Raw genomic sequence first — 19063 nt, forward strand, 5'->3', positions numbered from 1 at the left:
CCGGGTAGATCCACGCCATGCGTGGATGCATGGGCAGGGCTGCATCCGATACACGTGGATGGATCACACCGTTGCCGCCGTGCAGTACCGCCGCGTATGGCACGGCTTTGCCCCGCGCGGCTGAAAACGCGACAATGCAGGGGTTTCCCCGCCGCGCGCCCACCCTGACGGCGACGGGGGAAAGCGTGGGGCCCGGCCCCGCGCGCGACACGGTTGCACGTGGCCCGGCGCTGGCGCCGGCCTTCCCCTGAGCATTGCTACAGAGTCCAAGTCCCCCATGTCCAAGATCCTCTACACGCTGACCGACGAAGCACCGTTCCTGGCCACCCAGTCGCTGCTGCCGATCGTCGACGCCTACACCGCCACTGCCGGCATCGTGGTGGAAACCCGTGACATCTCGCTGTCCGGCCGCATCCTGTCGCAGTTCCCGGAACTGCTGGCCGATGCGCAGAAGGTCAGCGACGACCTGGCCGAGCTGGGCCAGCTGGCGACCACCCCGGACGCCAACATCATCAAGCTGCCGAACATCTCCGCCTCGGTGCCGCAGCTGAAGGCGGCCATCAAGGAACTGCAGGACCAGGGCTATCCGCTGCCGGATTACCCGGAAACCCCGGCCGACGACCAGCAGCGCGACTACAAGGCGCGCTACGACAAGGTCAAGGGCAGCGCGGTGAACCCGGTGCTGCGCGAAGGCAACTCCGACCGCCGCGCACCGCTGTCGGTGAAGAACTACGCGCGCAAGCACCCGCACCGCATGGGTGCCTGGGCGTCGGATTCGAAGTCGCACGTTTCGCACATGGCCGCCGGCGATTTCTATGGCAGCGAACAGTCGGCCACCCTGGCCAACGCCGGTTCGCTGAAGATCACTTTCCACGGCAACGACGGCAGCACTGCCGTGCTGAAGGAAAAGACCGCAGTGAAGGCGGGCGAGATCGTCGATGCCGCCGTCATGAGCCGCAAGGCACTGGCTGCCTTCATCGGTGAGCAGATCGCCGATGCCAAGGCCCAGGGCGTGCTGTTCTCGCTGCACCTGAAGGCGACCATGATGAAGGTCTCCGACCCGATCATGTTCGGCGTGGCCGTCCAGGAGTTCTACAAGGACGTGCTGGCCAAGCACGCCGATGTGCTCAAGCAGGCGGGTTTCGATGCCAACAACGGCATCGGTGACCTGGCTGCGCGCCTGCCGTCGCTGCCGGAGGCCACCCGCGCTGCGATCGAGGCCGATCTGGCTGCCGAGTACGCACAGCGTCCGGGCGTGGCCATGGTCAACTCCGACAAGGGCATCACCAACCTGCATGTGCCGAGCGATGTCATCGTCGACGCCTCGATGCCGGCGATGATCCGCGACTCCGGCAAGATGTGGAACGCCGAAGGCAAGCTGCAGGACACCAAGGCCGTCATTCCGGACCGCTGCTACGCCGGCGTGTACCAGGCCGTCATCGACGACTGCAAGGCGCATGGCGCCTTCGACCCGGCCACCATGGGCTCGGTGCCGAACGTCGGCCTGATGGCACAGAAGGCCGAAGAGTACGGCTCGCACGACAAGACCTTCCAGATCGCCGCCGATGGCGTGGTCAAGGTCACCGACGATGCCGGCACCGTGGTGTTCGAGCACGCCGTGGAAGCGGGTGACATCTGGCGCATGTGCCAGACCAAGGACGCGCCGATCCAGGACTGGGTCAAGCTGGCCGTCGAGCGCGCCCGCCTGAGCGGCACCCCGGCCGTGTTCTGGCTGGACGCCGCCCGCGCCCACGATGCGCAGGTCATCGCCAAGGTCGAGCAGTACCTGAAGAACCACGACACCACCGGCCTGGACATCCGCATCCTGCCGCCGGTGGAGGCGACCGCGTTCTCGCTGGACCGCATCCGCAAGGGTGAGGACACCATCTCGGTGACCGGCAATGTGCTGCGCGACTACCTGACCGACCTGTTCCCGATCATGGAGCTGGGCACCAGCGCCAAGATGCTGTCGATCGTGCCGCTGATGGCCGGTGGCGGCCTGTTCGAGACCGGTGCCGGTGGTTCGGCCCCGAAGCACGTGCAGCAGTTCGTGGAAGAGGATTACCTGCGCTGGGATTCGCTGGGTGAATTCCTGGCCCTGGCCGCGTCGCTGGAACACCTGGGCAACCGCTACGACAACGCCGCCGCCCGTGTGCTGGCCAAGGCGCTGGACGAAGCCAACGGCCAGTTCCTGGACAACGACAAGTCGCCGTCGCGCAAGCTGGGTGGCATCGACAACCGTGGCAGCCACTTCTACATCGCGCTGTACTGGGCCCAGGCCCTGGCCGCACAGGACGAAGATGCCGCGCTGAAGGCACGCTTCGCTCCGCTGGCCAAGGCGCTGACCGACAACGAGCAGAAGATCGTCGAAGAGCTGATCGCGGTGCAGGGCAAGGCCGTGGACATCGGCGGCTACTACCGCCCGGACCTGGCCAAGGCCAGCAAGGCGATGCGCCCGAGCGCGACCTTCAACGCCGCGCTGGAGCAGCTGCGCGGCTGATTTTCCGCCGCCACGATGTGACACCTGGAAACCCGCGCTTCGGCGCGGGTTTCTTTTTGCAGACCGCGGGGTCAGATCCCTTTTGCATGGCAAAAGGGATCTGACCCCAAGCGGTGAAACCGTGAAGTCCGTCGGCTGTCGGAATGCCGTCAAAGGGGCATGAAACTTGCCCGCGATGGCCGTCGCAGAACCGATAGCAGGCGGTCTGCAGCTGCCCTCAATCTGAGCAGTCGATCACGACCGCCTTCGTCGACAATGCCCTAGCCTTGGCGACGCGAGACCACCGGGGAGGTGGTCGCTCGGGGAACACGGATGGCACGCGTGCTGGTAGTGGGAACCGACATCCAGGGCGAGCAGGCCCTGCTGCAACGGCTGCGCCTGGCGTCGGCACTGCCGGACGGCCAGATCCGCCGCAGCCAGGACCTGGATGATTGCGACCTGCTGGTCATCCGCGATACGCCGGCCCTGCGCAACGCCGCCCAGCGCATGCGCCAGCAGCGGCCGCGCCTGCAGTGCTGGATCGAGGATACCGGCGGCCAGTTGCGTGACGGCGACGGGCACCAGCACGTGCTTGACGATGGTGCCATCGGCCGCGCGCTGCGTCGCATGCAGTTGGCACCGGAGCCCATGGCCATGCAGACCGCCGCACCGATCCGCCTGGCCGATGGCGCGCACGCCATCACCCGCCTGCTGCGCGAGCGGCTGCCCTTGAGGCAGGGGCAGGCACTGCTCAGCGACGCCCACGAGCCCTTGTTGCTGATGGACCTGGAGCATGACCAGGCCGTGTTGTTGCAGGAACCGGCGAGCGCGCTGGTGGAGCGCCTGGCCGACGCCTTCGAACGCCTGCAGCTGGATGCACTGACCCCCGCGCGCCTGCAGGTCCTGGCCGGTGAGCGGCCACGCCAGCCGCTGCGGCCGCTGTTGTGGCAATGGGCGCAACGAAGCCGTCATTGGCAGGCACTGGACGAACGCCTGCGCGGCGCCTCGGTGAAGCTGCTGCGCTGGCCGGATTTCCGCGTACTGGGCCATGACCACGATGGCTTCCGCCTGTGCTCGTTGCTGCTCAAGCGCGCGTGCACGGTTGAAGAATGCGCGGTGCTGCTCGAACTGCCGGCTGCAGCCGTTCGCGATTTCATCCATGCCGCCTACCTGTGTGGCTATGCGCAGCTGCAGGCCGCCCCCGCGACGCCGATGATGGCGACAGGTGGCACCCGCACCGACAATGGATTGCTTGCCCGCCTATGGCGGCATCTGCGTGGGAGCGAGCGCAATGCGTGAGCACAAGGTGGTCGTGCTGGGCGGCATGGGCAGCGGCAAGTCGACGCTGGTGCGCAGCATCGCCGCGGGCGCGGTGATCGACACGGATGTGGCCAACAGTGATCGTCTCGGCGCCGACAAGGCCTCCACCACCGTCGCGCTGGACTACGCAGACATCGACCTGCCCAACGGTGAACGCCTGCGTCTCTACGGAACGCCCGGCCAGCAGCGCTTCGATTTCCTGTGGCCGATCCTGCTGCAGGGCGCGCGTGGCGCGGTGCTGCTGCTGGATGCACGCCGCGCCGGCGTGGCCAGCGAGCTGCAGGACTACCTGCAGGTGCTGCAGCCGTTCGCAGCATCCCTGGCACTGGTTGTGGCGGTCACCCACCTGGACCAGGCACCACAGGCAGCACTGGATGACTGGGCCACGCATGCCTGCCTTGATGACCAGCCGCTGCCGTTGCTGGCCGTGGATGCGCGTGACCGCGAACAGGGACTGCTGCTGATGGATGTATTGATGAGCGAAATGGAAGCGCACGCACTGGTGGCTGCGCATGGCTGACGGGCAGATGGCGGTACTGCCCGATGCCGGCCAGCGTGAGCGCCTGCAGCCCCTGTTGCAGGACCTGCAGCAGCGGGTGGAAGGGGTGCGCACGGTGGTGCTGGCCAGCGTCGATGGCTTTGCCCTGGTCAGCGCCGGTGCCGACGGGCGCGGCGAGCGGCTGGCAGCGATGACCAGCGCAATGCTGGCGCTGGCCGCGGCGGTTGGGCGTGAACTGGTGCTGGGTGATCTGCAGACACTGATGCTGGAAGCGGCCGGCGGCAAGGTGCTGATGCTGGCGATCCAGGCCGATGGGCGCGCACCACTGCTGCTGATGGCGGCCTGCGACCAGCGCAGCGTGATCGGCCAGGTGCTGTGGCAGAGCAGGGAATGTGGCCAGGCGATCCTGGCTGAACTCGGCGGATCGTGAGCCCAGCCGCAGGGGAACGAGGGGCTCGAACCAACATCGACAAGGGGTGCGACGTGGCTGGATTGAATGAATCGTTGAACGCACTGATGGGCATCGACGGCGCGCAGGCAGTGGCGCTGGTCGACTATGAAAGCGGCATGCTGCTGGGCGAAGCCGGTGCCGGCATGGACATGGAAGTGGCCGCCGCCGGCAACACCGAAGTGATCCGCGCCAAGATGAAGACCGCCGCGTCGTTGAACCTCAACGACAGCATCGAGGACATCCTGATTTCGCTGGGCAAGGCGTACCACATCATGCGCCCGGTGGCGAAGAAGAAGGGCCTGTTCTTCTACATCGTGCTGGACCGTACCAAGTCCAACCTGGCATTGGCCCGGCGCAAGGTGCAGGACGTGGAGGCCGAGCTGGCAATCTGAGCCGGTAGCGCCGGCCGCTGGCCGGCACCTGCATGGATCCACCGACGGTCCAGGTGCTGCCGGCCAGCGGCCGGCACTACCTTTGCGCTCGACGGCGTCGCACACGCCGGCGTATGGTGTAACCGGTCCTTCCCGGTGAGCCGTGCATGCCCGAGCCTGACTTCGCTGCCGAGTTGGCGTCGCGCATCGCCGGCGCCATCCACGCCGGCTTCGAGCAGTACCACGCCCGCTTTGCGGCGATCACTGCCCGTGCCCGGCATCGCTTCGAGCAGCGTGACTGGACCGGGGCGCGCCAGGATGCAGTCGAGCGCATCGCGTTGTACGACCTGTGCATCGCCGAACAGATGGATGCGCTGCGGCGACTTGCTGGTGAAGCGATCGGGGAGCGTGCGCTGTGGCTGCAGGTGCATGCACGTTACAGCGCGTTGCTGCAGGGGCTGATCGACGCCGAGCTATACAAGACCTTCTACAACACGCTGTCGCGGCGCTTGTTTTCCACCCGTGGCGTGGACCCGGCGCTGGAGTTCATCGCCTTCGATGTCGAGCCATCCGATGCGATCACCCATCCGGTCGCGCGGCATACCTACGCGGTTTCGCCGACGCGGCCGGTGGAGGCGCTGCAGCGCGTGTTGGCTGACTACCGCTTCGGTGTTCCGTATGCGCACCAGCTGCGCTGCGCGGCGGCCATCGCCGTGCGCCTGCTGGACGATCTGGCCCATTGGGGCGATACACCGGTGCGCAGCATCGAGCTGCTCGACACCGTGTTCTATCGCGAGCGCCGCGCCTATCTGGTCGGCCGCGTGTTCGGCGAGCACCGCTTCTCACCGTGCGTGATCGCCCTGGTCAACGATGGTCAGGGCCTGCGTGCCGATGCGGTGCTGACCCGTCGCCGCGATGTCGCCCACCTGTTCGGTGTATCGCGCAGCTACTTCCAGGCTGACCTCGCCACGGTCGGCGATGCGGTAGTGTTCCTGCGCAGCCTGTTGCCGGGCAAGCCCATTGATGAGATCTACACCGTGCTGGGCCGCGCCAAGCAGGGCAAGACCGAGCGCTACCGCACCTTCTTCCGCCACTTCAACGAACATCCGCAGGAGCGGCTGGTGCCCGCCGAAGGCACGCCGGGCATGGTCATGGCGGTGTTCACCCTGCCCAGCTATCCGCTGGTGTTCAAGTTGATCCGCGATCGCTTCGCCTGGCCCAAGTCCATGTCGCGGCAGCAGGTGGAGGAGAAGTACGCGCTGGTGTTCAATCTCGACCGCGTGGGCCGCCTGCTCGACGCACAGCCGTATCGCCACCTGCGTTTCCCGCGCGACCGCTTCGCACCGGCTTTGCTGGAAGAGCTGCTGGAGCAGTGCGCGCAGAGCGTGCGCGTCGATGGCGACCAGGTGGAAGTTGCGCTGTGCTACGTGCAGCGCCGCTTCCGTCCGCTGAACCTGTACCTGCGCGAGCAGGGCGGCGACGCGGTGCGCGCGGCGGTACTCGACTACGCGGAGGCGATCACCGACATGGCGCGCAACAACATCTTCCCCGGCGACATGCTGCCGAAGAACTTCGGCGTATCCCGGCACGGCCGGGCCGTGTTCTACGACTATGACGAGCTGTGCCTGGTCAGCGACTGCGTGTTCCGCGCCTGGCCGCAGCCGCGTACGCCGGAGGAAGCCATGGCCGACGAGCCCTGGTTCCATGTCGGTCCACGCGATGTGTTTCCCGAGCGCTTCGGCCCGTTCATGGGCCTGCCGGCGGGAGAGCTGGCCGCAGTGCGCGAGCACTACCGGCACCTGTTCGATCCGGCGTGGTGGCAGGGCCTGCAGGCGCGCTTCGCCGGTGGTGATTATCCGGATACGCCGCCCTACGCAGCGGCCCATCGCCTGGCCTGAACGGATTGGCGTGAACCGCCTGCCGGCCCGGTCCGGACTGCGGTACGCTCGGCGCTCACTTCATCACCACGGATCCGGCAATGATGCGTTCCCCCCTGTTCCTTGCCCTGGCCCTGGCGTTCACCGCCGGTGCCCCCCTGCTGCCGGCCGATGCCGTCGCCCAGAACGCGCGCGCCGTGCGCGCCACGGCCGAGATGAGCATGGCACTGTCGGGCAGTATCGACGTGGCGGCCGATGGTTCGGTCAGCAAGCTGACCCTGGACCAGCAGGCGATGCTCGCACCGGGCATCGCGTCGTTCGTGGAAGGCACCATCCGTGGCTGGCAGTTCGAGCCGACCCTGCGTGACGGCAGCGCGATCGCCGTCCACGCGCCGCTACGGGTGCGCCTGCGTGGCAAGGAGCAGGACGACGGCAGCTACCAGATCAGCATGACCAGTGTCGATTTCAGCGACTACGACCCGAGCTCCACCTCGACGGTGACCCGCAAGAGCATGCCGCCGCCGCGCTACCCCGAGGATGCCTTCCGCAATGGCGGGCAGGGTGACGTGCTGCTGCTGGTGAAGGTCGCACGCGACGGCACCGTGGCCGATGTCATTGCCGAACAGGTGAACATGACCGTGGTCGCACCGGAACGGGCCATGGCCAGGATGCGCGACATCCTGGCCAAGGCCAGCATCAGCGGGGCCCGCAAGTGGACCTTCGTCCCGCCGACCACCGGTGAGGACAGCACGCGGGATTCCTGGACCGTGCGCGTGCCGGTGACTTTCGCCCTGAACGACAACGGCAACGCCCAGCCGGAGCGCTATGGCCGCTGGCGGGCCTTCATCCCCGGCCCGCGCCAGGCCGCACCGTGGCGCAAGCCGGATGCTGCCGGACAGGCGGGCAGCGATCTTCTGCCCGCCGGGGGCGTGTACATGGTCGATGGCACCCAGCGTGGCCTGCGCCTGCTGACGCCGCTGGCCCAGCGCTGAGCCCGGCGCGGTGAAGCGGCCGGCCGGGCCGGCCGCTTCTCAGTCCGCGTACGGGTAGACCACCACCCGGTTGCGGCCCTGCTCCTTGGCCATGTACAGGGCCTTGTCGGCCAGCCGCAGCGCCTGCTCGGCATCGACATGGAAGCTGGGGAAGTGGGCGACGCCCAGCGACACGGTGATGGTGCCGACCGGTTCGAACGGATGATCGGCGATGTGCTGGCGCAGGCGCTCGCCGGCCTGGCGCGCCGGGTCGGTACTGATGCCCGGCAACAGCAGCAGGAATTCCTCACCACCGGCGCGGCAGAGGATGTCGCTGTCACGCGAGTAGCGGCGCATCTGGTCGGCAATATGGACGATGGCGGCGTCGCCGACGTCATGGCCATGGCGGTCGTTGATCGATTTGAAGCGATCGATGTCCAGCGCCAGGATCGCGAACGGAATGCCCTGCACCTGCAATGCATCCAGCGCCTGCTGCAGGCCACGGCGATTGAGCAGGCCGGTCAGCGGATCAGTGCGGTTGGCGCGGTTGAGCGTACCGATGCGGTCCTGCAGGGCGTTGAAGCTGTGCAGGACCGCCTGCTTGAGCTGGGCCACCTCGAAGTACCACGCGCGGATGCCGCTGACGTGGTTGATCGCGTTGCCGGTGTCCTCGCCGCCCTGCACGTTGCGCGCCAGCTGCCACAGCGGCATCGAGATGCGCCGGGCGAACCACCAGGTGATCAGCAGTGACAGCAGGCCGAGCGGGATCGCGTTCCAGATCACCGCCGTCATCAACCGCGACAACGGCTGCAACGTGGCCTCGGTCGGCCGCTGGGCGATGATGCCCCAGCCGGTGGCCGGTACCGGTGCATAACCGGCCAGCATCGACACGCCCAGGTTGTTGCGTACCTGCTGCGCACCGCGTTCACCACGCACCACCGCCTTCACCGCCGGGTTGCCGACCACGTAGTCGCCGACCCGCTTGCCATCGGCGTGGTACAGCAGGCGGCCATGGCGATCCACCACGTACAGGTAGGAACCATCGCGGTAGTAGTGCTTGCCCAGCAGCGTGTGCAGCGCGCTGCGCTGGCGCAGGTACAGGGTGCCGCTGACGTAGCCGCGATAGCGGCCCTGGCGGTCGAAGATCGGGTGCGACAGCGAGACCAGCAGCTTGCCGGTGGCCGACTGGTAGGGGTCGCTGATCATCGGCTGGCGCGAGGCCAGTGCGGCGTTGTTGCCGACGCTGTGCAGGATCTCGCCCTGCAGTTGCAGGGTCTGCGGCGACGTGGCGATCACCAGGCCGTCGGCGTCGACCACCAGCGAGGAATTGAAGCTGTTGGTCTGCAGCTGCAGGCGGCTGGCTTCATCCTGCGCCTGTGCCGGATCGAGGTCACTCTGGCCGAGCCGGGTGGCGGCGTAGGCCAGCTCCTGCTGGGCGGCCAGCAGGAAGTTCTGGGTGGTCTCTGCCAGCTTGGTGGCATAGACGCGATTGGCTTCCAGGGTGTTGCCGACCAGCTGGTCGCGCTGCACGCGGTAGCTGGCCAGCAGGGTATTGGCCAGGGCGATGATGGCGCTGAGCAGGGCCAGCGCGAGGATCAGCTTGCCCAGGTTGAGGCGGGGGGACAGCGTACGCATGCGTCGACGGATCCGGCAGGAGGCTGGACCCGACCGGTTCTCCGGAAGGGGCGACAGCGGGAATCGGTGGCCACGCCCGCGGGGCCGGGCTGGGGGTCGGGCGAATTATCGCCAAAAGTCGGCGGCGGCAAAGTGAAGTGGGTCGCCCTGCAGGCAAAAAAAAACCTGCCGCAGCGAGCGGCAGGTTCTTTTCGATGCAATGCCGTGGATCAGCGCTTCATCGAGCCGAAGAACTCGTCGTTGGACTTGGTGTTCTTCATCTTGTCCAGCAGGAACTCCATCGCGGCCATTTCATCCATCGGATGCAGCAGCTTGCGCAGGATCCAGATCTTCTGCAGCAGCTCCGGCTCGATCAGCAGGTCTTCGCGGCGGGTGCCGGAACGGTTGATGTCGATGGCCGGGAACACGCGCTTTTCAGCGATACGGCGGCTCAGGTGCACTTCGCTGTTGCCGGTGCCCTTGAACTCTTCGTAGATCACCTCGTCCATCTTCGAGCCGGTGTCGACCAGCGCGGTGGCGATGATGGTCAGGCTGCCGCCTTCTTCCACGTTGCGCGCGGCACCGAAGAAGCGCTTCGGGCGATGCAGGGCGTTGGCGTCCACACCACCGGTCAGCACCTTGCCCGAGCTCGGCACCACGTTGTTGTAGGCGCGGGCCAGGCGGGTGATCGAGTCGAGCAGGATCACCACGTCCTTCTTGTGCTCGACCAGGCGCTTGGCGCGCTCGATGACCATTTCGGCCACCTGCACGTGGCGCGCGGCCGGCTCGTCGAAGGTCGAGCTGATGACCTCGCCGCGCACGGTGCGCTGCATTTCGGTCACTTCTTCCGGGCGCTCGTCGATCAGCAGCACGATCAGGTGCACGTCCGGATGGTTGGTGGTGATGGCGGTGGCGACCTGCTGCATCATCATGGTCTTGCCGGCCTTCGGCTGCGACACGATGAGCGAGCGCTGGCCCTTGCCCTGCGGCGCCATCAGGTCGAGGATGCGGCCGGTGATGTCTTCCGACGAACCGTTGCCACGCTCCAGGGTGAAGCGGCGGCGCGGGAACAGGGCGGTCAGGTTTTCGAACAGCACCTTGTTCTTCGACGCTTCGATCGGCTCGCCGTTGATGGTGTCGACGATGTTCAGCGCGAAGTAGCGCTCGCCGTCCTTCGGGAAACGGATGCGGCCGGAGATGTGGTCGCCGGTGCGCAGGTTGAAGCGGCGGATCTGGCTGGGCGAGATGTAGGTGTCGTCCGGGCCGGCCAGGTAGCTGGCTTCAGCCGCGCGCAGGAAGCCGAAGCCGTCCGGCAGGATTTCCAGCACACCGTCGGCGGCGACGCCGTCGCCGTGGCGGGTCAGCACCTTCAGCAGGGCGAAGATCACATCCTGCTTGCGGGCACGCGCCACGCCTTCGGAGATCTGCAGCTGCTCGGCGATTTCCAGCAGCTTCTGTGCCGGCATGCGCTTGAGGTCGCTCAGCGAGTAGACCGGGAAGCCCTCGGGCACGTTGGCGTGCGGGCGCGGCACGAACGGCTGCTGCTCGCCGCCGTCGCTGGGCAGGCCATCGTCGCGGAAGCGGTTGTTGCGGTCACGGTCGCGGCGGTTGCGGAAGCGGTCGCGGCGGTTGCCCTGGCCTTGCCCCTGGCCCTGCTGGCCGTTCTGGTTGTACGGGTTCTGGCCCTGGTTCTGGCCACCCCCCTGGTGGTTCTGCTGCCGCGGCTGGCCGGATTCGCGACCCTCGCCACCTTCGCCACCGCCACTGCTGGCAGGGGCCTCGGCGGCGGGCGCGCTCGGTGCGGGGGCGGCGGCCGGTGCTTCGGGCGCGGCGGCCAGCGGCAGGGTCGGCTGCGCCGGAGCGGCGCTGGTTTCGGCGGCTGCCGGGGCGGCGGCCTTGCTCACGCGGGGCTTGCGCACGCGCTTTTCGGCGGGCGCATCAGCGCTGCCGGTTTCGGAAGTGTTATCGGACAAGAGCGTTATTCCTCGCTTGAAGGTGCGAGCGCCCGGCTGGGGCGGCGAACGTTGGGAATGGGTCTGGAAGAAACTGCGTCCAGAGGGTGCGGCACGCGAACGCGGCCGGATATGCCGACACTATCATCGGCCTGCGGCGCCATGCAAGAGTCGCCGGGAACAGCATTCATCATGGGCGTGGTGCGCCCGCCGGCAGCCGCGGTCGGCGGCTGCCGGGGAACAGCAGGATCAGGCCAGGGCCTTGTCCAGCAGGCCGGCCAGCTGGGCCTTGCCCACCGCACCGATCTGCTCGCCGACCTTCTCGCCGTCCTTGAACACGACCAGGTACGGAATCGAACGCACGTGGTACTTGGCAGCCAGCGCACGGTTGTGGTCGACGTTGACCTTGGCGATCTTGGCGCGGCCCTGGTAGGCATCGGCCAATTCGTCCAGCGCCGGGGCGATCATCTTGCACGGGCCACACCATTCGGCCCAGAAATCGACCAGCACCGGTTCCTTGGAATTCAGTACTGCGCTATCAAAGTCGGCGTCGCCGACATGTACAACCTTGTCGCTCATCTTGGTTTCTCGTCTTGGATTGCACCCGGCCATGCCGGAGGTGGGTGAACTGGGCCATGCCCGGTGGCGCGACCCTCGTCGTTGCCTCGCGGCGCACTGCCGCGGTGCGTTCGGCGGGATGCCTGGACGCTCACGGCCGGCAGTGTACCCCTATCGCAGGGCGGGGACAGGCGCCGGCTGGAACCCAGCGTATCGTGATCGCTTCGATGTCCGGTATGTGCCGGATTTCACTGTCTTCCTGTACATGGGGCTGGCAGTGGGCGACACCAGCGCCCGGGGCCAGGCCGTTCAAGTCCCGTGTGGCTGGGTGAAGGCTGATCGTCTCCCTGGTCCGTGAGACGGCCCATTCCGGCATGTGCGCCCGAGTGAGTTAAACTGGAACATTGTGCGGCGAGCGGACCAGGTGGTCCCGGCCTGCCAACCCGCCGCAGGGGCCGCAGTTTGCGACGGTGCCCCTAGACGATGAAGTGCCAGCCGCCCCACGGGCCGGCGGCCATACCAAGACGGACTCATGAGCGACAAACCGCTGACCGATTTGACCTTCTCCTCCTTCGAGCTGCATCCGGCCCTGCAGGCCGGTCTTGAAGGAGCCGGATTCACCCGCTGCACGCCCATCCAGGCGCTGACCCTGCCGGTCGCGCTGCCTGGTGGCGATGTTGCCGGCCAGGCCCAGACCGGCACCGGCAAGACCCTGGCCTTCCTGGTTGCTGTTGTGAACCGCTTGCTGACCCGTCCGGCGCTGGCCGACCGCAAGCCGGAAGACCCGCGCGCCCTGATCCTCGCCCCGACCCGTGAACTGGCCATCCAGATCCACAAGGATGCGGTGAAGTTCGGTTCCGACCTGGGCCTGCGTTTTGCGCTGGTCTACGGTGGCGTGGATTACGACAAGCAGCGCGAACTGCTGCAGCAGGGCGTGGACGTGATCATCGCCACCCCGGGCCGCCTGATCGACTACGTCAAGCAGCACAAGGTGGTTTCGCTGCACGCCTGCGAGATCTGCGTGCTGGACGAAGCCGACCGCATGTTCGATCTGGGCTTCATCAAGGACATCCGCTTCCTGCTGCGCCGCATGCCGGAACGCACCATCCGCCAGACCCTGCTGTTCAGCGCCACCCTCAGCCATCGCGTGCTGGAGCTGGCCTACGAGCACATGAACGAGCCGCAGAAGCTGGTGGTCGAAGCCGAGACCATTACGGCTGCCCGCGTGCGCCAGCGCATCTACTTCCCGGCCGACGACGAGAAGATCCCGCTGCTGCTGGGCCTGCTGTCGCGCAGCGAAGGCGCGCGGACCATGGTGTTCGTCAATACCAAGGTGTTCGTCGAGCGCGTCGCCCGTTCGCTGGAAAAGGCCGGCTACCGCGTCGGCGTGCTGTCCGGCGATGTGCCGCAGAAGAAGCGTGAGAGCCTGCTCAACCGCTTCCAGAAGGGCCAGCTGGAAATCCTGGTGGCCACCGACGTCGCCGCGCGCGGCCTGCACATCGATGGCATCAAGTACGTCTACAACTACGACCTGCCGTTCGACGCCGAAGACTACGTGCACCGCATCGGCCGTACCGCGCGCCTGGGTGAAGAGGGTGATGCGATCAGCTTCGCCTGCGAACGCTACGCCATGGGCCTGCCGGACATCGAGGCCTACATCGAGCAGAAGATTCCGTCCGAGCCGGTCACCAAGGAACTGATGACGCCGCTGCCGCGCCCGGAACGCCCGGCCCCGGTGGCGGGCGAGGACGGTGAGGACAACGAAAGCGTCGGCCAGATCTTCCGTGAAGCGCGCGAAGCCCGCGCCGCCGAGGAAGAGCGCCGTGGCGGTGGCCGCAGTGGCAGCCGTTCCGGTAGTGGTGGTGGCCGCGGTGGCCGTGACGGTGAGCGCAGCGGCGAACGCCGTTCGCGCGGCCCGCGCAAGCCGCGCGTGGAAGGCGAGCAGGGCGCTGCCGCTCCGGTCGCCGGTGCGGAAGGTGCCGCCGCCCAGGCCCCGCGTCCGCCGCGCCCGCCGCGCGCCGAAGGCGCACCGGAAGGTGCCGTGGACGGTGAACACAAGCCGCGCAAGCGCCGTCGTCGTCGCCACGGCCGTCCGGTCGAGGGTGCCGAGGGCGTGCAGGCCAACGCCGGCAATGGCGCCAGCCCGGTGACTCCGGTGCAGGTGGTGGCCAAGCCGGTGCGCACGGCGGCCGATACCGGCGATTCGTTCCTGACCCGCATCGGCCGCAAGATCCGCCGGATGCTGTCGGGCAGCTGATCCGGGGTGTGCCGACCAACGGTCGGCACCCACCGGTAGCACCCGACCGTGGGTCGGGTGGCTTTGAAGGATGTGCCGACCAACGGTCGGCACCCACCAGGCCAGACCGGTAGCACCCGACTGTTGGTCGGGTGGCATTGAAGGGTGTGCCGACCAACGGTCGGCACCCACCAGGCCAGACCGGTAGCACCCGACCGTTGGTCGGGTGGCATTGAAGGGTGTGCCCACCAACGGTCGGCACCCACCAACGGCCCGGCGCTACCGATCTGTCGCGCCGGTCCTGCATAATCGGGGCATGAGTGTCCTGCGCTTCGACAATGTCAGCAAACAGTACGCCGGTGGCCACGAGGCGCTGATCGATGTCAGCTTCGAGGTCGCGCCGGGCGAGATGCTGTTCGTCACCGGCCATTCCGGTGCGGGCAAGAGCACCCTGCTCAAGTTGATCCACCTGGATGAGCGGCCCAGCCGCGGCGCGGTGGTGTTCGACGAGCGCAACCTGCTGAAGGTGCGCGGTGGCGATGTGCCCCGCCACCGACGCGCGGTGGGGGCGGTCTACCAGGACCACCGCCTGCTGATGGACCGTTCGATCGCCGAGAACGTGGCGCTGCCGCTGATCCTGCGTGGCACCCGCCGTGGCGACATCAGCAAGCGCGTGCGCTCGGTGCTCGAACGGATGGGCCTGGGCCATCGTGAGAAGGCGCTGCCCTCGCAGCTGTCGGCCGGCGAGCAGCAGCGCGTCGGCATTGCCCGCGCCATCGTCGGTGAACCCAAGCTGCTGGTGGCCGATGAGCCGACCGGCAACCTCGACCCGACCCTGGCGGCGGAGATCATGGCCCTGTTCGCCGAGCTGCCCTCGCGTGGCACCAGCGTGCTGGTGGTCAGCCACGACCTGCCGCTGCTGCGCCGCATGCGCAAGCGCGTGCTGATCCTCGACCACGGCCGGCTGGTGGATGACATCTCGCCGCAGGACCTGGCGGAGTAACCCATGGCGAAGAACGAAAACAGCGAAGCCGCCGCCCCCTCGCGCGTGGGCGTCTGGTTCCAGCACCACGTGCACAGCGTGGTGTTCAGTCTTGGCCGCGCCTGCCGCAAGCCGTGGGCGACCCTGCTCACGGTGATGGTCATGGCACTGGCACTGGCGCTGCCGCTGGGGCTGTCGATCGCGCTGGACAACCTCAAGCAGTTCGCCGGCAGCGTGCAGCAGTCGCGCGACATCAACGTGTTCCTGAAGGGCAACGTCGATGGTCCCGGCGCGCTGCGCCTGGCGGGCCAGCTGCGCGACCGCGATGACGTGGCCGAAGTGAACGTGCGCACGCCCGAGCAGGGCCTGCAGGAACTGCGCGATGCCGGCCTTGGCGAGGCGATCGATGCACTGAACGACAATCCGCTGCCCTCGCTGCTGGTGATCACCCCCGGCCAGGGCAAGGACGACGCACGCCTGGCGCGCGCGCTGGAAAGCCTGCCCGAGGCCGACCTGGTGCAGCACGATGCACTGTGGCGCCAGCGCCTGGATGCCTGGCTGGCGTTCGGTGCGCGGCTGGTGCAGGTGCTGTCGGTGCTGCTCGGCGTGGGCGCCGCACTGGTGGTCGGCAACACCGTGCGCCTGGATATCCAGGCGCGTCGCGAAGAGATCGGTGTGCTGCAGCTGCTTGGCGCCAGTGATGGCTTCATCCGTCGTCCATTCCTGTACCTGGGCGCGTGGTACGGCCTGGGCGCGGGCGCGGTGGCGCTGGGCCTGATCGGGGCTGCCGGTGCTGCCCTGCGCGTGCCGCTGGCCGAACTCTCGCGCAGCTATGGCAGCCCGTTCGTGCTGCACGGCCTGGACCTGCTGCACGGCAGCCTGGTCCTGCTCGGCACGCTGCTGCTGGGCTGGCTGGGCGCCTGGCTGGTCACCGGCCACTTCCTCCGCCAGACCCGCCCGACCGACACCTGAGACCGGCATGCAACCGCAAGCGCTGAAGCACCTTGAAGGGCCCGCGACGCGGGTGATGGTGGTCGATGGGTCGAAGCTGGTCCGCAAGCTGATCGCCGACGTCCTGCAGCGCGACCTGCCGGGCGTGGAGGTGATCGGCTGCGACAGCATCGAAGACGCGCAGCAGGCACTGGCGCAGGGCCCGGTGGACCTGGTGACGACCTCGCTGACCCTGCGCGATGGCGACGGCCTGGCGCTGGCGCGGATGGTGCGCGAAGCCGCAGGCCAGGCCTATGTGCCGGTGATCGTGGTCTCCGGCGACGCCCAGCAGCACCTGGAGCAGCGTCGCTTCACCGAGTACGTCACCGACTATTTCGACAAATCGCTCGGCCATGAAGCGCTGGCGACCTTCGTCCGTGGCTATGTGCAGCCGCAGACCATTCCCGGCGCCACCATCCTCTATATCGAGGACAGCCGCGTGGTGGCCGAGGCCACCAAGCGCATGCTCGAACGCCAGCAGTTGAACGTGCTGCATGTGGTCAGCGCCGAAGAAGCCTTCACCCTGCTCACCGCCGAGTCCCTCGGCCGCAGCCGCCACCGGATCGACCTGGTGCTGACCGACGTCACCCTGAAGGGCGAGCTGAGCGGCCGCGACGTGGTGCAGCGCGTACGCGTGGATTTTGGCTACGGCAAGCGCCGCCTGCCGGTGCTGGTGATGACCGGCGACGGCAACCCGCACAACCAGACCGGGCTGCTGCAGTCCGGTGCCAACGATCTGGTGCTCAAGCCGATCGAAGAGCGGCTGCTGGTCACCAAGGTGCTGTTCCAGCTGCGCCTGGCCCGATTGAACGATGGACCCCTGATTCGATGAAGGGGCGCGATGATTGATGAAGTAGCCGGTACCCCGGCGATCCAGCTGGAACCGAGCTGGAAGCAGCATGTCGGCGATTACCTGATGCAGCCGCAGATGCGCGAGCTGTCCACCTTCCTGCGCCAGCGCAAGGCGGGCGGCGCGGCGGTGTTCCCGCCCGGCCCGCAGATCTTCGCGGCGTTCGACGCCACGCCGTTCGAGCAGGTGAAGGTGGTCATCCTCGGCCAGGACCCGTACCACGGCCGCGGCCAGGCCCATGGCCTGAGTTTCTCGGTGGCACCCGGCGTGCCGGTGCCGCCGTCGCTGCTGAACATCTACAAGGAGATCGAGAGCGATCTCGGTATCCCGCGTCCGGACCACGGCTGCCTGATCCCATGGGCGCAGCGCGGCGTGCTGCTGCTCAATGCCGTGCTGACGGTGGAGGAAGGCAAGGCCGGCGCGCATCAGGGCCGGGGCTGGGAAGGCTTCACTGACCACGTGGTGGATGTGCTCAACCGCGAACGCGAAGGGCTGGTGTTCATGCTCTGGGGCGCTTACGCGCAGCAGAAGGGCAAGGTCATCGACACCCGCCGCCATCGCGTGCTGAAGTCGCCGCACCCGTCGCCACTGTCGGCCCACCGTGGCTTCCTCGGCTGCCAGCATTTCTCGATGGCCAACGAGTACCTGCGGCGCCGCGGCCAGGCCCCGATCGACTGGTCGCTGCCGCCGCGTTCGGCGCTCTGAGCGTCGGCGCGCGCGCGGGCCTGAACACCGGGCAACGTTTCCTGGCCTGAATGGGCCTCCGGGACGGCCCGTTCAGCTCCGCTTGACCGGAATCGGCCGGTTTCCGGTGGGTAATTGCTTGAATTCCAAGGGATTGTGAATCCCGAAAAGCGTGCTCGCCACTGTCATCAAATCGCGCTACGGTAGGGCTCTGTTTGGGACCAGTGTTGCATCAATGGGACGCTGGAACTTTTTCCTCCTTTAGCAGTCCAAATGCCGGACTGCTAAGATGGGTGCCTATGAGCCAGAACACCTCTACTGCCCTTGTGGCAAACAATCTCCCGATTCCCAGTGCGCTCGGTTCGCTGGACGCCTACATCGGTGCCGTGCACCAGATCCCGGTGCTGTCGGTCGATGACGAACAGGACCTGGCCCGTCGCTTCCGCGACGGCAACGATCTGGACGCTGCCCGCGAGCTGGTGCATTCGCACCTGCGCTTCGTGGTGCACGTGGCCCGCGGCTACAACGGCTACGGACTTGCCCTGGGCGACCTGATCCAGGAAGGCAACATCGGCCTGATGAAGGCGGTCAAGCGCTTCGACCCGGACATGGGCGTGCGCCTGGTCTCCTTCGCCGTGCATTGGATCCGTGCCGAGATGCACGAGTTCATCCTGAAGAACTGGCGCATCGTGAAGGTGGCCACCACCAAGGCGCAGCGCAAGCTGTTCTTCAACCTGCGCAAGTCGAAGACGCGCCTGGGCTGGATGAACGCGGCCGAAGTGAGCGCGGTGGCCAAGGACCTGAACGTGTCCGAGCGCGAGGTCATGGAAATGGAGTCGCGCCTGTCCGGTCGCGATATCGGTTTCGATGCGCCGACCGACGAGGACAACGAACACGCACCGCCGTCGCCGGCCGCGTTCCTGGTTGCCAACGACGAAGATCCGTCGATGGCCTATGAACGTGCGGACAGCGAAGACAACCAGATGCAGCTGCTGCGCGAAGGCCTGGCCGAGCTGGATGCCCGCTCGCGCGACATCATCCGCCGCCGCTGGCTGGATGCCGACAGCAAGGTGACGCTGCAGGAACTGGCTGACGAGTACGGCGTGTCGGCCGAGCGCATCCGCCAGGTCGAAGCGAACGCGCTGAAGAAGATGAAGGCGCTGTTCACCGCGTAAGGCGGGGGATGCGTTGGAATGAAGAAAGGCCCGGCAGCAATGCCGGGCCTTTTC

At 67.3% G+C, this 19063-nt stretch carries 16 protein-coding genes; 13 read left to right on the top strand and 3 right to left on the bottom strand.

The window, feature by feature from the left end; all coding sequences use genetic code 11:
* The first annotated feature begins 277 nt into the window (after positions 1-277).
* The 7 genes from B9Y64_RS20155 (at position 278) to B9Y64_RS20185 (ending at position 7989) form a co-directional block, all read left to right on the top strand.
* Positions 278-2500, top strand: a complete 2223-nt coding sequence (locus B9Y64_RS20155; RefSeq protein WP_100442162.1) for an NADP-dependent isocitrate dehydrogenase — start codon at positions 278-280, stop codon at positions 2498-2500.
* A gap of 312 nt (positions 2501-2812) precedes the next feature.
* The gene (locus B9Y64_RS20160) at positions 2813-3778 is read left to right on the top strand and encodes a hypothetical protein (RefSeq protein WP_100442163.1); all 966 of its coding nucleotides are present in this window, start codon (positions 2813-2815) and stop codon (positions 3776-3778) included.
* Complete coding sequence (locus B9Y64_RS20165; RefSeq protein ID WP_100442164.1) at positions 3771-4319, top strand: GTP-binding protein; 549 nt, start codon at positions 3771-3773, stop codon at positions 4317-4319. Before B9Y64_RS20160 ends, B9Y64_RS20165 begins: the two co-directional genes overlap by 8 nt.
* Positions 4312-4728, top strand: coding sequence for a roadblock/LC7 domain-containing protein (locus B9Y64_RS20170; protein WP_100442165.1), 417 nt, complete (start codon positions 4312-4314; stop codon positions 4726-4728). Before B9Y64_RS20165 ends, B9Y64_RS20170 begins: the two co-directional genes overlap by 8 nt.
* Before the next feature lie 53 nt (positions 4729-4781).
* Positions 4782-5141, top strand: a complete 360-nt coding sequence (locus tag B9Y64_RS20175) for a hypothetical protein (protein WP_005419760.1) — start codon at positions 4782-4784, stop codon at positions 5139-5141.
* 146 nt (positions 5142-5287) lie between these two features.
* Positions 5288-7018, top strand: a complete 1731-nt coding sequence (gene aceK, locus B9Y64_RS20180; RefSeq protein WP_100442166.1) for a bifunctional isocitrate dehydrogenase kinase/phosphatase — start codon at positions 5288-5290, stop codon at positions 7016-7018.
* Between the two features lie 80 nt (positions 7019-7098).
* On the top strand, positions 7099-7989 hold the full coding sequence (locus B9Y64_RS20185) for a TonB family protein (protein ID WP_100442167.1): 891 nt from the start codon (positions 7099-7101) through the stop codon (positions 7987-7989).
* A gap of 39 nt (positions 7990-8028) precedes the next feature.
* Here B9Y64_RS20185 and B9Y64_RS20190 read toward each other — a convergent pair whose 3' ends face one another.
* The 3 genes from B9Y64_RS20190 to trxA form a co-directional block, all read right to left on the bottom strand.
* Complete coding sequence (locus B9Y64_RS20190; RefSeq protein ID WP_100442168.1) at positions 8029-9603, bottom strand: sensor domain-containing diguanylate cyclase; 1575 nt, start codon at positions 9601-9603, stop codon at positions 8029-8031.
* Positions 9604-9812: 209 nt separating this feature from the next.
* On the bottom strand, positions 9813-11555 hold the full coding sequence (gene rho / locus B9Y64_RS20195) for a transcription termination factor Rho (protein WP_100442169.1): 1743 nt from the start codon (positions 11553-11555) through the stop codon (positions 9813-9815).
* A 228-nt stretch (positions 11556-11783) separates the two neighbouring features.
* On the bottom strand, positions 11784-12113 hold the full coding sequence (trxA, locus tag B9Y64_RS20200) for a thioredoxin (RefSeq protein WP_005411275.1): 330 nt from the start codon (positions 12111-12113) through the stop codon (positions 11784-11786).
* A gap of 511 nt (positions 12114-12624) precedes the next feature.
* Here trxA and rhlB point away from each other — a divergent pair.
* The 6 genes from rhlB to rpoH all read left to right on the top strand — a co-directional run bounded on the left by rhlB (position 12625) and on the right by rpoH (position 19009).
* Positions 12625-14349 (top strand): ATP-dependent RNA helicase RhlB, encoded by a 1725-nt coding sequence (gene rhlB / locus B9Y64_RS20210; RefSeq protein WP_100442170.1) that lies wholly within the window; start codon positions 12625-12627, stop codon positions 14347-14349.
* Positions 14350-14644: 295 nt separating this feature from the next.
* Positions 14645-15331: a cell division ATP-binding protein FtsE gene (gene ftsE / locus B9Y64_RS20215; RefSeq protein ID WP_014648630.1), complete on the top strand. Its 687-nt coding sequence runs from the start codon at positions 14645-14647 to the stop codon at positions 15329-15331.
* 3 nt (positions 15332-15334) lie between these two features.
* Positions 15335-16282: a permease-like cell division protein FtsX gene (ftsX, locus tag B9Y64_RS20220; RefSeq protein ID WP_100442171.1), complete on the top strand. Its 948-nt coding sequence runs from the start codon at positions 15335-15337 to the stop codon at positions 16280-16282.
* 7 nt (positions 16283-16289) lie between these two features.
* Positions 16290-17132: a response regulator gene (locus B9Y64_RS20225; RefSeq protein WP_100442172.1), complete on the top strand. Its 843-nt coding sequence runs from the start codon at positions 16290-16292 to the stop codon at positions 17130-17132.
* Positions 17133-17141: 9 nt separating this feature from the next.
* Positions 17142-17855 (top strand): uracil-DNA glycosylase, encoded by a 714-nt coding sequence (gene ung / locus B9Y64_RS20230; RefSeq protein WP_100442173.1) that lies wholly within the window; start codon positions 17142-17144, stop codon positions 17853-17855.
* Positions 17856-18133: 278 nt separating this feature from the next.
* Complete coding sequence (gene rpoH / locus B9Y64_RS20235; RefSeq protein ID WP_006473441.1) at positions 18134-19009, top strand: RNA polymerase sigma factor RpoH; 876 nt, start codon at positions 18134-18136, stop codon at positions 19007-19009.
* Positions 19010-19063 lie beyond the last annotated feature (54 nt).

It is taken from the genome of Stenotrophomonas maltophilia, assembly GCF_002799245.1.
Classification (GTDB): Bacteria; Pseudomonadota; Gammaproteobacteria; order Xanthomonadales; family Xanthomonadaceae; genus Stenotrophomonas; species Stenotrophomonas maltophilia_S.

What these genes read in the sequence shown, in the direction of transcription:
- B9Y64_RS20155 (WP_100442162.1), top strand. Translation starts at nt 278, where the DNA reads ATGTCCAAGATCCTCTACACGCTGACCGACGAAGCACCGTTCCTGGCC.
- B9Y64_RS20160 (WP_100442163.1), top strand. Translation starts at nt 2,813, where the DNA reads ATGGCACGCGTGCTGGTAGTGGGAACCGACATCCAGGGCGAGCAGGCC.
- B9Y64_RS20165 (WP_100442164.1), top strand. Translation starts at nt 3,771, where the DNA reads ATGCGTGAGCACAAGGTGGTCGTGCTGGGCGGCATGGGCAGCGGCAAG.
- B9Y64_RS20170 (WP_100442165.1), top strand. Translation starts at nt 4,312, where the DNA reads ATGGCTGACGGGCAGATGGCGGTACTGCCCGATGCCGGCCAGCGTGAG.
- aceK (WP_100442166.1), top strand. Translation starts at nt 5,288, where the DNA reads ATGCCCGAGCCTGACTTCGCTGCCGAGTTGGCGTCGCGCATCGCCGGC.
- B9Y64_RS20185 (WP_100442167.1), top strand. Translation starts at nt 7,099, where the DNA reads ATGATGCGTTCCCCCCTGTTCCTTGCCCTGGCCCTGGCGTTCACCGCC.
- B9Y64_RS20190 (WP_100442168.1), bottom strand. Translation starts at nt 9,603, where the DNA reads ATGCGTACGCTGTCCCCCCGCCTCAACCTGGGCAAGCTGATCCTCGCG.
- trxA (WP_005411275.1), bottom strand. Translation starts at nt 12,113, where the DNA reads ATGAGCGACAAGGTTGTACATGTCGGCGACGCCGACTTTGATAGCGCA.
- rhlB (WP_100442170.1), top strand. Translation starts at nt 12,625, where the DNA reads ATGAGCGACAAACCGCTGACCGATTTGACCTTCTCCTCCTTCGAGCTG.
- ftsE (WP_014648630.1), top strand. Translation starts at nt 14,645, where the DNA reads ATGAGTGTCCTGCGCTTCGACAATGTCAGCAAACAGTACGCCGGTGGC.
- ftsX (WP_100442171.1), top strand. Translation starts at nt 15,335, where the DNA reads ATGGCGAAGAACGAAAACAGCGAAGCCGCCGCCCCCTCGCGCGTGGGC.
- B9Y64_RS20225 (WP_100442172.1), top strand. Translation starts at nt 16,290, where the DNA reads ATGCAACCGCAAGCGCTGAAGCACCTTGAAGGGCCCGCGACGCGGGTG.
- ung (WP_100442173.1), top strand. Translation starts at nt 17,142, where the DNA reads ATGATTGATGAAGTAGCCGGTACCCCGGCGATCCAGCTGGAACCGAGC.
- rpoH (WP_006473441.1), top strand. Translation starts at nt 18,134, where the DNA reads ATGAGCCAGAACACCTCTACTGCCCTTGTGGCAAACAATCTCCCGATT.